The sequence below is a fragment of the Clostridium senegalense genome (assembly GCF_018916625.1).
GTDB classification, from domain to species: Bacteria; Bacillota; Clostridia; order Clostridiales; family Clostridiaceae; genus Clostridium_J; species Clostridium_J senegalense.
Map to the genome: position 1 here is coordinate 132,198 of NZ_JAHLNC010000002.1, position 16,644 is coordinate 148,841.

At 28.2% G+C, this 16,644-nt stretch carries 14 protein-coding genes and 1 riboswitch; all 14 genes read right to left on the reverse strand.

Annotated elements, in window-relative coordinates; all coding sequences use genetic code 11:
- Window positions 1-444: 444 nt before the first annotated feature.
- Window positions 445-1,611 (reverse strand): glycine/sarcosine/betaine reductase complex component C subunit alpha, encoded by a 1,167-nt coding sequence (gene grdD / locus KQI36_RS05890; RefSeq protein WP_216450052.1) that lies wholly within the window; start codon window positions 1,609-1,611, stop codon window positions 445-447.
- Between the two features lie 59 nt (window positions 1,612-1,670).
- A complete protein-coding gene (gene grdC, locus KQI36_RS05895) occupies window positions 1,671-3,209 on the reverse strand; it encodes a glycine/sarcosine/betaine reductase complex component C subunit beta (RefSeq protein ID WP_216450053.1) in 1,539 nt (512 codons plus the stop codon).
- A gap of 264 nt (window positions 3,210-3,473) precedes the next feature.
- The gene (grdB, locus tag KQI36_RS05900) at window positions 3,474-4,778 is read right to left on the reverse strand and encodes a glycine reductase complex selenoprotein B (RefSeq protein ID WP_216450054.1); all 1,305 of its coding nucleotides are present in this window, start codon (window positions 4,776-4,778) and stop codon (window positions 3,474-3,476) included.
- Window positions 4,779-4,910: 132 nt separating this feature from the next.
- Window positions 4,911-5,378 (reverse strand): glycine/sarcosine/betaine reductase complex selenoprotein A, encoded by a 468-nt coding sequence (gene grdA / locus KQI36_RS05905; protein WP_081496282.1) that lies wholly within the window; start codon window positions 5,376-5,378, stop codon window positions 4,911-4,913.
- A gap of 69 nt (window positions 5,379-5,447) precedes the next feature.
- On the reverse strand, window positions 5,448-6,734 hold the full coding sequence (locus KQI36_RS05910; protein WP_216450056.1) for a glycine/sarcosine/betaine reductase component B subunit: 1,287 nt from the start codon (window positions 6,732-6,734) through the stop codon (window positions 5,448-5,450).
- Window positions 6,735-6,840: 106 nt separating this feature from the next.
- The gene (locus KQI36_RS05915) at window positions 6,841-7,182 is read right to left on the reverse strand and encodes a thioredoxin family protein (RefSeq protein WP_216450057.1); all 342 of its coding nucleotides are present in this window, start codon (window positions 7,180-7,182) and stop codon (window positions 6,841-6,843) included.
- An 81-nt stretch (window positions 7,183-7,263) separates the two neighbouring features.
- A complete protein-coding gene (gene trxB, locus KQI36_RS05920; RefSeq protein WP_216450058.1) occupies window positions 7,264-8,190 on the reverse strand; it encodes a thioredoxin-disulfide reductase in 927 nt (308 codons plus the stop codon).
- Window positions 8,191-8,202: 12 nt separating this feature from the next.
- Window positions 8,203-8,580, reverse strand: a complete 378-nt coding sequence (locus KQI36_RS05925) for a GrdX family protein (RefSeq protein WP_216450060.1) — start codon at window positions 8,578-8,580, stop codon at window positions 8,203-8,205.
- A 116-nt stretch (window positions 8,581-8,696) separates the two neighbouring features.
- Window positions 8,697-8,819: riboswitch (glycine riboswitch) on the reverse strand.
- A gap of 411 nt (window positions 8,820-9,230) precedes the next feature.
- Window positions 9,231-10,082, reverse strand: a complete 852-nt coding sequence (locus tag KQI36_RS05930; RefSeq protein ID WP_010294277.1) for a DegV family protein — start codon at window positions 10,080-10,082, stop codon at window positions 9,231-9,233.
- 12 nt (window positions 10,083-10,094) lie between these two features.
- The gene (locus KQI36_RS05935) at window positions 10,095-10,562 is read right to left on the reverse strand and encodes a tRNA (cytidine(34)-2'-O)-methyltransferase (protein WP_216450061.1); all 468 of its coding nucleotides are present in this window, start codon (window positions 10,560-10,562) and stop codon (window positions 10,095-10,097) included.
- Window positions 10,563-11,189: 627 nt separating this feature from the next.
- Window positions 11,190-12,017 (reverse strand): Cof-type HAD-IIB family hydrolase, encoded by an 828-nt coding sequence (locus KQI36_RS05940; RefSeq protein ID WP_216450062.1) that lies wholly within the window; start codon window positions 12,015-12,017, stop codon window positions 11,190-11,192.
- Between the two features lie 104 nt (window positions 12,018-12,121).
- On the reverse strand, window positions 12,122-14,455 hold the full coding sequence (locus KQI36_RS17915) for a transglutaminase-like domain-containing protein (protein WP_216450063.1): 2,334 nt from the start codon (window positions 14,453-14,455) through the stop codon (window positions 12,122-12,124).
- Window positions 14,456-14,506: 51 nt separating this feature from the next.
- Complete coding sequence (locus tag KQI36_RS05950; protein ID WP_216450069.1) at window positions 14,507-15,691, reverse strand: DUF58 domain-containing protein; 1,185 nt, start codon at window positions 15,689-15,691, stop codon at window positions 14,507-14,509.
- Window positions 15,684-16,631 carry an AAA family ATPase gene (locus KQI36_RS05955; RefSeq protein WP_216450071.1) on the reverse strand — a complete coding sequence of 316 codons (948 nt, stop codon included), beginning with the start codon at window positions 16,629-16,631 and terminating at the stop codon, window positions 15,684-15,686. The genes KQI36_RS05950 and KQI36_RS05955 overlap by 8 nt, the downstream gene beginning before the upstream one ends.
- Window positions 16,632-16,644 lie beyond the last annotated feature (13 nt).

The window sequence follows — 16,644 nt, forward strand, 5'->3', positions numbered from 1 at the left end:
TATAACATATTTAATAATATGTTTAATGTTTTTGTTAGTTTTCTATAGTGCTTTTTATATTTTTTTTATATATAGTATATACTCCAAACAGTATGTACTACACTCAAAGTACATATGTAATATACTATATTTTTTTCAATTATACAAGTTTTTTTTTAATTAGGTTAAAATTAATTTATTGTTCAAACTTTTTTTGTATTTTTTTAATATATGTTTAATTTTTCCTGAATAATGTAAGTTTTTATTTAATTTAATCTAAATTTAATACATATTTCTACAGGAATTTGTTTAAATAATTTTAATATTTTTTCCATATAAATTCATTTTTTCTAGTCTGGAATAAAATAAGCTATAAATTTCATTATTTATAGCTTATTAATATCAATTATCCATTTAATTACTAATCTTTTATTGATATGACAACCTAATTATCTCTACAAAATATTATCCTAAATATTCTGATTTTCTTAAAATTTCTATAGCCTTTTCAGATTCTTCTTCTGCTACTAACACTATAGGACCTGTACATCCCATTCCACTTTCTGAATAAATATTTTCTTTCCATAAAGTTCTACATGCATTTTCTAACTCTAAAATATCTATTCCTGCAATTGAAAACGTAACAACCTTCTTAGGCGGCATTTTTACATTTTCTTCTGCACTTTCATTTTTATTTGCCTTTTTAGCAGTCTTATCTATGAATTCTTGAAGTCCTGCTTCATTTGCACTTTTAAATTCTTCTCTTGCTATATCTAAAACTTTATTTTCTGCACAAGTTGCACAGTACCTTAACGCTTCTGCTATAAGTGGTGCACCTGAAGCTCTTGACACTATGTTTACAAGCTTATCATAATCTTCCCCTACACCAGGACCATAACCAGCTCCAACAGTTTCATAGTTACCACCTGTTGTAAATGAGGAGAAAACTTTAATTAATAAGTTTCCTGTTAAAGAGTCACAAACCATAACATCTGGAGTTCCAGCTAATAAGTCATTTCCTCTCATAATAGCTCCACCATCTGCTCTTAATGAATCTGAAAATTCAAAGTCATATCCAGCCATCTTAGTCTCATTTAATATTCTTTCTACTTGTCTAGCTCCATCTAAATTTAATATACCTACTTTTGGATTTTTAATTCCATTTGCTTTTGCAACGGCTATACCAGATATAGCATTTTTGACCATACCTTCAACCCTGTTTGTTGAAGTAGTTCCTGTTGTAGTTGCTAATATCATTTCTTTTCCTAAACCTGGAGTCTGAACTTTCCCTATAGTAGAAACCCCTATTGGGAAATCAAAATGTTGTGTAACACAACCATCTAATTCTCCTTTTTCAAGCATCTCAGTCATTTTTTTATGACCTTCTTCTGGTGTTGCTACTTCAATCACTTCAAAGTCAGCATCAACTTTTGATCCTATTAAAACTATATCAAAATCACCATATTTAGCTTTACATAGCTCAGCTGCTCTAACCATCTCTTCAACGCCGTGCTCTGAGCCTAATATAGTTAAACCGATTCTTACTCTTTTCTTAAATTGTCCACTCTTGATTCCATTTGCTATATCATTAAATACTTCAGCTATCATTACTTTAGTTGAGTTTTGGCTCATATTTACACCCCTTTTCTAAGATGTAGTCCCTCAAATTGAGGAACTGCATCTATATTTTATTATTCCATATCTTTTGCTAAGAATGTTGCAAAATCCTTCATTGCATCTGCAACCATTGATTTAACTTCATCCTTGCTTATTCCTGAATTTTCTTCAACTACTCCAGTGTTTTTCTCTACCAATATAGAAACACCATCAAATAAGTTGGTCATTCTTCCTAAGAATAAGCTTCCTTTACCAATTATCATGAAATTATCTAAAATACCATTTTTAATATGATCTATTCCATGTCCTACTATTGGTACACCTGATGGAATATGTCCTTGAGTTGGTGCAAATCCTGGATATCCATGTTCTTTAACAAAATTTGGTAATTCTTTTCTCTCTAATTGTCCTTTTTTAACAGCTAATGCTCCTATCATTTTATAGTTTTGTGTTGGAACATCTCCAGCACCAGCTGGCTCTGTTATATCTGGAGTTTGCATTTCAGGAGCAAACTTATTAACTTCTGTTATTTTTATTCCATTTGATATTAATGGATCTAAAACTAAAGCTTCTAACACTGCTTGTGGTGAAGCTCCATGTCCTATTGTATGTCTTCCTATTACATCAGTTCTTAAAATCGGGCTTACACCATCATTTTGAGAAACTAAAACTGCAAATCCACCTAAGCAATCTTCAAGTACTGGCATATTTTTCTTAATATGGTCTCTACCATTCATTCCAAGTTTAGCTGTAGCTCCTCCAGCTATAACTAAAACATTTTTATATATTCCACTTTTAACAAGTGATGCTGCTGTAATTAATGAATGAGATGGACCTGCACAGAAACCTCTCATATCTGCACCTGTTGCTCCTGTTAAACCAACAACTTCTCCTATTGATTTAGCAATATTTCCTCCACCTCTTTGATTCATATCACCAATAGCTTCTTCTGAACATTCTATTATATATTCTATTTCATTTATTGGTATATCTAAATTATTTACAAGGTGTATTCCAGCTAAAACACCAGAAGCTTTAACTGCTAAATTCTCTAACATATAATGTGCTGATAAGTTTGGATCCATTTCATGCGCTCTTCTTACACATCCTACCAATTCACCTTTTTCATATAATCCTTCTGCACCTACATTGTTAACTAGTTCTTTTATTTTCTCAATGCCTTCACCAACAACTTTTTCTGCTTTATCAGCTATTAATGGGTGTTTAGCTAATTTTTCTTTTACACCATTTGCAAAGTTTTCTTCTAATATTACTAAGTCAAAAACATCGCATATTTTCATTAATCCATAGAATTCATCCTGTGGCATAACTTCCCCGAATTTACCAAATCTATTTGCACTTTCCACATTTTTTCCAAACCAAGGTCTTGGCATTTCACTTAATTGTTCTGGAGTTAAATTTCCTATATAAGTTTGATTTGGTGCATATGCAACAACCTCATCAAAAGGCCTTAAGTGATCTTTTAATACCTTTAAATATTCTGAGTTTGGATTTGTTTGTCTTTCTGATGTTTGTGTTGTTCCATTATGTATTACCATATCTGGAGCGTTCACTAAAATATATGATGCTTTTTTTAATACTGGAAAATTCATGATTCTAAAACCTCCCTTTATAAAGATGTGAATTAAATTCACAATAAATTTATCTAACTATTTAGTAAGACATATCTAATTAAATAAATCCTTGAGCCTGTTTATTATTATTTTCTTTATATATGTCTAACTTAATTTTTATAAGATTACCTTTATATAGATAATCCAAAATAAACAAGTGATATTTCCTGTTCATTTTGCATTATCTATGATTAAATTTATGAGTAATTAGGGAACAATCGTCCCCTAATTACTCTTTTTTAATTATTCAAATATTTTTTGACCCTCTACTGGAGTTTGTAGTGCTATTAAAGCTTTTTCCACTAGATGTTTTCTTAAGTTATATTCATCCTCTTTACTTAATGCTGGGTTTCCAAGTGGATGAGGTATAGCTATTGTTGGAACAATTCTATTAGCTCCAACTGTTACAGATACTGGAGTTATAGTACACATATGAACTACTGGTAATCCAGCTCTTTCTATTTCTTTAACTAACGTTGCACCGCAACGTGTACAAGTTCCTCACGTAGAAGTTAGTATAACTGCATCTACACCATCAGCTATTAATTCTTTAGCTGCATATTCACCATATTTTTTAGTAGAAGCAACTGCTGTACCATTTCCCACTGTTGAATAATAATATCTGTGTAGTGAACCTATTTTTCCTTCTTTCTCCATCTCTCTTAATACATCAACTGGTATTACTCTATCTGGATCATCATTAGCATATACAGGATCGTGTCCACCATGCGCTGTTTCATGAGTTTCACTTGTTAAATCCATGATTCCTTCGATATCGTATTTACCTATTTTGGATGCACTTGAAGATTCTATGTGATCTGGGTTTCCCTTTGGAACTATACCACCAGAAGTAACTATAGCAATTTTAGCTTTAGTTATATCAACTATCGGAGGATTTGGTTCAACTCTATCAAAGTTTGGCATTGGGAATTCTGTTACAAATTCCTCATCTTTTAATTTCTTAACTAGCATTTCAACTGCTCTTTTAGAACCTCTTTCTGTTGCAAAGTAGTTCTTTCTAACGCCTCTTTCGATATATCCTTCTTCATCTGGTGATCCTATTTCTTCACCTTTAGCTAATTTAAGTGCTAATTTAGCCATTTTAGGAAGTGCTGCTCTCATACCTACTGCACTATTTCTAGTAGATACTATGTGTACATATTTTTTGTACATATCAGCACCAGGGTTTTCAACATACATTGCAGTTAAAACTGGTATGTTTAATTCTTCCTTAACTGCTGTTGACACGTCTCCACAAGCAACTCCATATCTACCTGCATTAAACGCTGGACCAGCTATAAACATATCTGGTTCATACTTTTTAACCATTTCTAATATTTCTTTTTTAGCTTCTTCTGTGTTTTCGGCAAAATAAGAGTCTCCGCATACTACAGTTGCAACTATTTCTGCACCCTCTTTTTTTAGTAGACCGTTAAGTCCCATTCCTGGTCCAACAAAACCTTCACGAACTTCTGGTTTATAGTCAGCTTTATCTTCTCCACCTATTCCAGCGTAGAATTGATTTATATAATGAACTATTTTTATCATGGTTATCCCCCCTTCATTGGGAATCCCCCCAAGCACCGTACTCCTTGGGGTGATTATCAATTTCTATTTCTTTTATCTTCTTATTTATAAATTATCTATTTTCTTATTAATTAACTATACATACTCTAATAATTAAATAAACTTACTAAACTCTTCTCTTATTGATTTTACTTCTCCAATGATTTCATCTACTTCTAAAACCATTTCCATCATTCCGCATTGTTCATCGTATATTCCTGCATCACATTCATCTTTAACTTCTGGTTCAACTATATGGAATACTGCTAATCCTAAATCTATTCCAGCTAAAGGACCTGCATAAGTTGGGTCTCCAGCTGTAACTGTTTCTGCTGATAATCCTGATGCCTCTGCTTCTGCTCCACCGATTATTACAACTACATTTTCTGCGCCAAATTTTTCTGTTAAATCTTTAACTCTTTGTTGGATCTCCAGATCCATTGCACCTGCAGCTGTTCAGACAAAGCATTCTGTTGATGCAAAAACTACTTCTGCACCTGCTGATTTCACGCAAGCTTCTAGCGCTGGTCCTGGTATTCCGTCTCTATCTCCTATACATATAGCCTTTTTTCCTTGTAACATAATTTCATCTTCCTTTCGTAATTACTCTTAACTTGTTATAATCTCTATCTTCAAAATCATATTTTTAAATTAGAATCCTTTAGCTGATAAATAGTTAAATCCTACTTCACTTGTTGCTCCAGTTATAACTTGGATTTCAGCTTCTATTGATCCATCTTCTCTTAAACTTCCAACGTGTCCTCCAGCAATTATATCTGCTGCTTCAACATGTCCTATAAGTCTTTTCATTGGTGGAAGTACTATTAATTCATTAGCATTTCCTCCTGTTACTACAGCATCTCCTTTTGGAGTTGAGTCAGCTAATGATTGAGAACATCCGTCTTGTCCTGCATACTCATCAGTTAAAAGTACAGTTTTTACTCCTTTAGCTGATATTTTATTACAGTTCATAACTAAATCTGCATCTGGGTTACCAAATCCTTCTTCAGAAATTATAGCTGCATCTGCTCCTACAAGTTCTACTAACTTAGCAACCATATTTGAAGATCTTTCCTTGTCAGCAAGATACACATTTTCGTTAGTTATTATGCATCCAATAAAGTTAAAATCTTTTCCATGTCTTTCATATAAATCTTCTATTATTGGATGATTCATGTGTACATATGATGGATTTTTATCACAAGCAGATACACAGTTTCCACTAACTATTGCACCATCAAATACCTCTGTTGGATAAATAAATGTTGGTATTATTTTTTTAGCATCTACTCCATATACATAAGTATCATGTAGTAAACCTTGTGTTTGAAGCATATACACATATACTACCTTTGGTAAATCTGGATATTGCTTAACTTGTTCTAATAGTGGTAATGTTTCGAATGTTTTGACTTCATCTGGTTCAACATTCTTTCCAGCTTTTCCAAGGTACGTAGCTGTTTTGAATCCTATCATTCTTACAGCTTCTTCATGTTCATGTTGCTTCACCCCTGATTTTGGTTCACAAATAACAACTAAATTATTAGTTTTGGAGAATGGTGTATACTTAGCTCCTTCTCCACACATATCTACGATACCTTCTTGGAAGCCAACAATCTTACCAGTTGTAACAACCGCTGCACCTTTTAAAACATGTGTTTTTCCTGAACCAACTGTATCAACTTTACTTATAAATCCTGGGAATACTCCACCAGTTCCCTCAACCTTTACTCTTGGCTCAATTACGTCCTTTACAGGAATAATTCTAACTTCTTCACCTGGTCTTGCGATATCGAAGTCAATACTTTCTATTCTTTCATCTCCACCCACTTCTTTTAGCAACTCTTCTTTATTAACATAAAGAGTTCCTTTTTCAACTTTTGTTTCTGGTCCAAATTGAAGATCTTTTATAATAATATTTCCAATCTCTAGACGCAAAACATTCACCTCCTAGAATATATAAAGTTAATATAACTTTTCATTTTTTATTTTATATTAAGGTAAGCAGCTAAGCTGCCTACCAAATATAACTAACTTTTTCAGATTATAATGTTTCATAGTAAGCTTTTATAAAGCTATCTACATCTGCTATGTTAGATATTTTATCTGGAGTTATTGTTTCTACACATTCTCCAGATTTGTATATTTTCATTGTTGGAAGTCCTAAAACTTTTTGTGCTATAGCAAGTCTTCTTGCTCCTGTTATATTTAAGCTGGCAAATTTAATTTTATCACCATACTTTTCTTCTAACTCATGAACTGATGGCATTAATTGTTTACATATTTCACATTTGTCACCCCAAAAGTCAACGAATACTGGTTTTTCACTTTCTCCTAAAACTTCTGTTTCAAATAATTCTTTGTTATCCTTACTGATTTCTAACATTTTTAGTTCCTCCTACTTTTAATTTAATTATTTAAATTTTTAAAATATATTTAATATTATATAAAAAATTTATTTTCTTAATTATTTATTTGCAATATAGTGTTCTGCTTGAGTTGCTGCTATAGCCCCATCTGATGCTGCTGTTATAACTTGTCTTAATGATTTTTTTCTAACATCCCCAGCTGCATAAACTCCTTCTATATTAGTTCTCATATCTTCATCTGTTAAGATTTCCCCTCTATCACTTAAAGCTAAATTAGTTCCTTCAAATACTTTTGTATTTGAATCATATCCTACGAATACAAAGCATCCTTGAACATTCAAGTCACTTATATTATTTGTTTTAACATTTCTAATTTTTAATCCACCAAGTATTCCATCATCATCTATTGCTTCTGCAACAACAGAATCCCAAAGAACTTCTATTTTATCATTATCGAATACTCTTTGTTGAACTGATTTATTTCCTCTAAATTCATCTCTTCTATGAATTACTGTAACTTTTTCAGCAAATTTTGTTAAGTATATAGCTTCATCTAATGCTGAATCCCCACCACCTACTACTGCAACATCTAGCTCTTCAAAGAAATCAGCATCACACGTAGCACAATAGGAAACTCCTCTTCCTCTTAACTCTACTTCATTTTTAAATCCTGCAAGTCTTGGATTAGCACCTGTAGCTATTATTATTGTTTTTGCTTCATACTCTCCTAATTTTCCTACTAATTTCTTAATTTCTCCCTCTAATTCTACTTTTACAATTTCATCTTTAACAATTTCTGTTCCAAAGTTTTCAGCTTGTTGTCTCATTCTTTCTATTTGTGGAGCTGTTTCATCTTTTATTGATCCTGGGTAGTTTTCTATTTCAGAAGTTGTAGCTGCTTGGCCACCAAATTTAGCTCTTTCTAAAAGCATAGCACTCATTTTAGCTCTTCCTGCATATAATGCTGCTGCTAATCCTGCGGGGCCACCTCCGATAATAATCGTATCATAAATCTTTTTTTCCATGAATTACCCTCCTTATTCAATTGCGTGATGTATCAAATCGCAATCTATAACCTGAAAATCTTGTAATATTCTTTCACTCCAATCTGGAGTTTTGAAATCTCTTAAAAACTTTTCTGTTGTGTGTATTGCTCCTTCAATTATATCTAGTGATTGCATATCCAAACACCCTTTTTCTATTGATAAGCAAACAGTTCTATATGGAGTTTCATTAGGCTTTACACTACTCATCAATGGGTGAGTTAAAAGTTCATGCCCTAAATGTATCTCATCCCTAACTTTTTTTAATACATCTATAGCTGCTTTTTTTTCTAAATATATTATTTTAAATTTATTTTCAAATTTTTCTTTAGATAATGGATTGTTTGTAACTATATATAATGGCTTTATCACCTAATTACCTCCTAAACTATAAAAGGACATATGCAAAATTAAATATAATCTTGCCTATGCCCTGTCTTTTTAACCTGAGAGTTTTACTCCTTCGGTGCCCATGCTTTCCAGAGTTATGTCCATTTTCGATCCTTTTGCCTGAAAGTTTCGAATTAAATTTGGCTAAAATTTATTCTTTCTTCTTCGGCTACTTTATATTATTTTTTGAAATATATAAAATCATCTCTCGAAAATATCATCCATAATTTATTGAATTTTTAGATTTGTTTGAAATTTAACTTACAAGTTAAGTATATACCATCGCAACATAAATTTCTATAATTTTTAGAATGTTTTGTATTTGAAATACCTATAAACAATTTAGAATTTTTAAATAATTTACAGTTTTATCTATTTTTTTCACTATTTTTTTAACATTTTTCTTTATATTTCTCTAAAATTCCTTATAGTTCTTGTTATTTTTATAACATGACCTTTATATATACCTTTTTACTAATATTATATTATTACTTAGATTATATAGTTCTAAAATTTGTTAATATTCAAATTAAAAAATAGAAACATTTTTTCAACATTCACTTATAAATTCAAAGAAAAAAATAGAGATTACTAAATCTCTATTATTTATATATTCTCTATTATTTTATATATTACTTCTCTATAAAAAATATTGCAAATACATTGTTTCCTGAATGTACCCCAACAGAACATCCTGGTGGACATTCATATACTTTAGCATTTTTGCTACCTAAAAATTCTTTTGAACTATCATATATAGAAGCATTTTCTTCTTTGAAGTCTGATTCTATAACAATAACAGGATATTCTTCATCAAGATCATATTTTTCCAGATATTCAAGTATTGATCTTTGAACTTTCTTATTTCCTCTTATTTTCTCCATAACAGTCATTTCACCATCTTTTATAGTCAATAAAAGTTTTATTCCTAAAAAGCTTCCTATGGCTCCTGCTGTTTTTGATAATCTTCCACCTTTAATTAAGTTAGTTAATGATTGAAAACATGTTATACTTCTAACCTTATCTACAGTATCTAAAGTTTCATCATAAATTTCCTTAGCCGTTAAACCTTTATCCCTTAAAATAGCCGCCTTTAATACTAATACTCCAAGCGCTGCACAAACTGCTTGTGAATCTATAATAAACACATCTTCAGTTTCTAATAAATCCTTGGCAACTAATGCTGATTGATATGTTCCACTCATTTTCGAAGACATGTGTATAGCTACTATTTTGTATCCTTCTTTTAAATAACCTTCATATATTTCTACAAATCTATGTGGATTTATTTGACCTGTTTTAGGAAATTCATTGCTTTTTTCCATTTTTTCTAATAATGTAGGTAATGTTATTTCCACTCCATCTAAGTATGATTGTCCATCCACATTAATTATTTGAGGTATTACCTCTATATCATATTTTTCTACTATTTCCTTTGGTATATCACAAGTAGAATCAGTTATAATTTTTATTTTTTCTTTCATCTTAACTCCCTCCTACTTCATTCCTTTAAATCCGATTTGTCTTAATCCTTCATATGCAATAACTGCTACAGTATTTGACAAATTTAAAGATCTTGTAGTAGTTTCAACCATTGGAACCCTAATTAAGTTATCTGCATTTTCATTTCTTATATAATCTGGTAATCCACTAGACTCTCTTCCAAAAACTAAAAAATCTCCTTGTTTTAATTGTACATCAGTATAAAATTTTGTAGCTTTTGTAGTACAAAAATAAAAATTACCATTATTATATTTTTCCCTCAAAGCCTCATATGACTCATGAATTTCTATATCTAATAATGGCCAATAATCTAATCCTGCTCTTTTTAAACTTTTTTCATCTAAACTAAATCCTAATGGTTTTATAAGATGTAATTTACAATCTGTAAGTACACAAGTTCTTCCTATGTTTCCTGTATTTTGAGGAATTTCAGGTTGAAACAATACTATATTTAAATTCATACTTTTTCCTCCCTAATTTACCTAGTATAAACACTAAAATAAAACTTTTACAATAAAACTCCATACTAGGTTCTGCTTTTTATAATTCTAATAAAATATATAATTTCTAAAATACAGTATAATTAAAATTATACCCCTTACATGTATGATGAAACAAGCTAAATCTCTATTTATTAATAAAGTTTAATACTTTAATAATAAATTGTACCCGTTATTAAAATATAACTATTCCTTTATTTTTAAATATTTATACTAGCCTTCTCTACATTTAATAAAATAATAATATATTATAACATATTAAATAATATATTCTATAGTAAAGTTTACCACTTAACAAACTCTACAGTACATATACTAATGATAACTTAATAGCACACATATTTAGATAATTATTTAAATTCCATTATACATCTATAAATTATACGCTTTTTAGAAAGATTTTTATAGTATGTATTTCTTCTTATTATATTTGAATAAAGTTATTTAAACTTTATAAACTAATATTAATTATATAAATTTATACAATTAATTAAATAAATAAAGGCTATGAATTTTTCATTTTCATAGCCATATATGTTAAAACAGTCTACCATTTAAATTCATTTATACTTAAAACTCTATAATATTCTAATTCACATCTTCTAATATAAATTTTTCTATAACTTTTTTAACTCCTTCATTATCATTACTATCAGTTATATAAGCTGCAACATCTTTAACTATATCTTCTCCATTCTCCATAGCAATACCTAATCCAGCATAACTTATCATGGATAAATCATTTTCACTATCTCCAATTGCTATAACTTCATCTTTAGTTATATTAAAATGTTTTGTAAGCATTTCTACAGCTCTGCCTTTAGATACATTTTTATTCATAACTTCAAAATTATTAGAAAAGGAGCTTACAACTTCATATTTTCCTAAACTTCTTATTTCATCCTTTGCTTTTTTTAGCTTTTCAAGATCGTCATCTATTGCAACAGCTTTTAAGATTTCCTCCTCATAATTATCAAATATATCTATCCACTGGCTTACTTTTTTTATATTTATTTTAAATTCATCTGGAACAACCTGATTTGACTTTGCATAAAATCTAGAAGTATATTTTGTATCTCCTGCAAAAATACCATTTGCTGTATAAAAATGCGGTACTAAATCATGTTTTCTAAATATATTCAAAATTTCTATGCAATTATCAATTCCAAGAACACATTTATATATAACATTTTCTCCTTCTCTGATATATGCTCCATTAGATGCTATTATTGGTGCTTTTATACCTAACAAATGGCCATAATATCGTGCCGATGTAAAAATTCTTCCTGTAGTTATAGCAATTTTAGCTCCTTTATCATGTGCTTTTTTTATAGCATCAAGTGTACCTTCACTTACCATTTTATCATTATTTAAAAGTGTACCATCCATATCTGTACAAAGTAATTTATATTTCACATAATCATCTCCCTTGCTAAATACAATATAAAAAACATCTATTATATAAACACCACCTTAACAACAAAGCTTAAGGTGGCACCTACTTTACAAATAATATTTTATTAGATTTTTGAAAAATATCTTCTTAACCAGTATAGGCTTTTTCCTTCTCTATTTTTTATATAATTTTCTATAAATCTAATATACTCTATTTTGTTTACTTTTTCACATTTTAATTCACCGTAGAATTCTTTATAACTTTCATTTACTAAAAAATTCATCCTTTTTCTTAGTTCATCATCCTTTAAAGATTTTATAAATTCTAAATCTCCAATATTATCCTGTTTTTTTACTCCAATTGAACCAAGTCTAAATAAATAAAAATTATATAGTGGAATAATACTTTCACAGGAATAAATGTATTTCTTCCACTTGATATATTTAATAATTTTTATAAAAATATAAAGTAATATTGAAATTACAGGAAATATGTTTTTCACAACTTTTTCATCATATAAATTATATACTTTCTTCGAATCAGTTTTTAAACTTTCAATAGTGCTAATATTTTTATCTATTCTTTCAACATTTTTTTGATTGTTATCTTTACTCTCTATATCAATTTTACTTTTTTCTTTTTCTTTTTCTTTGCTTCTTTCCCATTCTGTTGGGGTTGATGTAGAGTCTACAATTTTCCATGTATAGTCTTTTGGATTACTTAAAATTTCACACCATGCATGCGCTTCTCCGTTAGTCACCTCATATTCTCCATTATTATTTTTACTTTTTTCATCTATTTTGAAGCCTTCCACATATCTTGCTGGTATTCCAGCAATTCTACACATAATGGTGGTCGTAGTAGCAAAGTATGTGCAATATCCTTTTTGTTCCTTAAATAAAAAGTAATTCACGAATTCTTCATCCTTAGGAATATTCGATACATCTAAACTATAAGGATAATTTTTATTTAAGTAATCTTTTATAGCATAAATTTTTTCTGAATTAGAATATTTACCTTCTATTATTTGATTTGTTAAATCATAAACCTCTTTTGGAACTGTAGATGGAATAGATAAATAATCAATATAATCATTACCTATAATATAGTTGCCTGGTAAATCTTTACTGCTATCTACATAACTTAATGCAACTTTTAATATACTTTCATCTACCCATTTTTTTCTTGGTAATATATTATAACTCTCATATTCCTCATTACTATATCCTTCTACACTTTTAAAAGTTTCTTTTTCAAAAGGATTAGTATAAAATATAACATTATATGGATTATTTATTTTTTTAGAACTTAAAAATAAAGGAATTTCGTTGCAATATATTTTATCTAAATCCCCTCTTATTTTTCTGGTTTTTTCTACCATAAAAAAACTTGTAGTCTTTAAGTTTTTATTAGGGGTTATACGGATACTTTTTAGACTTAAATTATTAAGTGAATCCTGCCTTTTAAATTTCATAGGATTATACTGTTGATCCTTTTTAAGTTCGATAAAACTATCGGCATCATATTTGCTTGTCCATTTTTTACCATTATATATTTCCTTTATACTTCCTTTTAGATAATATGGCTCACTAGCTTTTACATCAAAAACATGAGTTTTATCAATTTTAAGAGGTCCCCCTAAGTTTTTATCTTTTTCATCATAGCCTGAACTTATTAAATCATATCTACTATTTAAAGACATTGCTATTGACAAATTTCCATTAAAGGTGTTTTTCACGATTTTACTGTATTTATCTCCACTTATTCCTTCATAATTTTTAGGTATTACATCTACAAGCGTTACTGTGAAAATACATATAACACAACCATAAACTAAGTATAATATTTTACTATCTCTTATATTCACTTTTTTCTTTATAAAGTTTTTCCTTGTATTTAAATGATTTATGATAAATACGGATATAAGATTTATAAATAAATATACTTTAATTATTTTTAATGTTTCTTTGTTATATAAAAACCAAAACAATATAACAAATATAAAATTTATAAATAATATGATTTTTTTCTTCTTTTTAGTTAGTCTTATTAATAATATTATTATTATAGGTAAAATTATTAATAAGATACATTTATAGTCTTTAAAATTTGTTTCTGCATTCTTCATTATTTTAGGCCATATTTTAATTGCAGCTGATATTATATTTTTATCTAAAAATTGAATAACCAGTTGAAAGTCTTTTAAACAAAAAACTGTTAATAAAAGAAATAGCATTAGAATTGGTAAGAGTTTATATGATTTTTTTATATAACTTTCAAAATAAAAAATATATAGTATTATTGAGAAAATAATTATCAATATTACAAATTTATAATCAAAATCCTTTATTCTATATCCAGTTCTAATAAGCTCAATAGGAACCATTAAATTTATAACAACTAAAAATATATCATATATATATTCTTTATATTTTTTCTCTCTATTAGATTTTTCCACATGATACACCTACTTTTACACCATAAATAAATTATTTAATTTAAAATAATTTTAATTTATTATTATATCCTTTAAATTAAAACATTTTATATTAAAATTTTCTAATTCTTTCAAAAATTTATTTTCATATAAATTTTTATCACAATGTAACAATGCTATAGAATAACCTAATGTTGCTATATTAATTAATACATTTTTCAACTCTTCATCTATGCACATTGTTACTACTATATTTGAACATTTATTCTTTTCATTTTTTATATTTTTTTCTACAAATTTATCAAATTCACCTTGACCATTACTATCATTTCTTAGGAAATACTCTAATAGCCCTTGAAAATCATCATAGTTATATATACTCAATGACTCGTTTTGAAAATTCTTAATATTGATTTTGCTTTTAATATCTTTTTTTAAAAAATTATATATTAATGATGATGTTATATCTATCATTAATTCCTCATCTTCTTCATTATATGTATGACTCTCTTTAATTTTTTCCATATTAACTATAATATTTGCTTTTCTCCCTGTTAATTTTTCATAATTTTTTACATATAACCTATTTTGTTTAGCACTAAGTTTCCAATGTATATTTTTTACATTATCCCCTACTCTATATTCTCTTACATCTCTAACTATATCTCTTTCTTTAACATTAATTATTTTTTTACTTAAATTTTCTAATTTATTATTAAAATCCACAGTAAAATTTGAAATATTATAAATTTTAGGGTATATATTAATGCTTTTAAAATGTTTTTTTTCTTTTTTTATTGTTACTATATTAAACCAATCACTTACTTTAATTGTAGTTGTTTCAAAGTCATATATTCCTCTCCTTTTAAAAATCACTTCTTTTTTTAACCAATAGCGCTCTTTAGATTTCAAATATATTAAATCACCATTATAATTATTTTCAATTTTTGAAAATATAGGATTACTAATATTTATATATGGTATAGGTAAAACATTATTATTTTCTACAACTAAATTAACTGTAAATTTATCCCCAACATATGTTAATCCCTCTTCATTCCATTTTCCAAATTCCTCATAATCTTTTTTTAGTAAAACATCAATATTTTTTATTGAAATTGGTATATATATTAATGCTAATATTCCAATCAATATTATAGTATAAAAAATTCCATAAGGTAGAGTTCCACCAAATATCTTAGCAAATATAAATGATATTATAAGAAAAATCATGTATCTTTTTTTAAATTTAACCATTACTAATCACCTTTGGAACTTTAATTAATTCTAATATATCGTCAATAACTTTTTCCTCAGTAACTTTGTTAGCTTTGCTATTAGATGTGAGTGCTATTCTATGACATAAAACAAGTTTAGCATTCTCCTTTATATCTTCCGGTATAACAAAGCCTCTTCCCTTAATAAATGCAGTGGCTTGTGCAATCCTTTGTAATGCCAATGATGCTCTTACACTAGCTCCTAAAGTTAAATTCTTATTATATCTAGTTGCCGATACTATTTTAACAATGTACTCACTAAGTTCATTTTTTATTTTTATATTTTTTACATCTTCTTGAAGCTTAAGTATTTCTTCCTTTGAAACTACTTTTTCTATATCATCTAAAGGATTGCTTGTCTTATATGTTTGCAATATATTAATTTCATCATTTTCCATAGGATAACCTATTTTAACCTTCATTATAAACCTATCTAGTTGCGCCTCTGGAAGTGGAAATGTCCCTTCATATTCTATAGGGTTCTCTGTAGCCATAACTATAAATGGTTCTTCCAATTTATAAGTTATATTACCTTCTGATACTTGTTTTTCTTCCATAGCTTCTAATAAAGCTGATTGTGTTTTTGCTGTAGTTCTATTAATCTCATCACCTAATATTATGTTTGAAAAAACTAGTCCTTTTTTAAATTCAAAATCATTTATCTTATTATTATATATAGACACACCTATTATATCTGATGGCAATAAATCAGGTGTAAATTGTATTCTACTATAGGACATTCCTAATGATTTAGTTAGCGCTTTAATTAATGTTGTTTTTCCTACCCCTGGAATATCTTCTATTAAAATATGTCCATCTGCTAATACTCCTTTAATTATATTTAAAATTTCATTATTTTTACCTATAATAACCTTATTCACATTAGTTAATATTTTTTCTATAATATCTATTTTTTCCACATAAACACCTCTT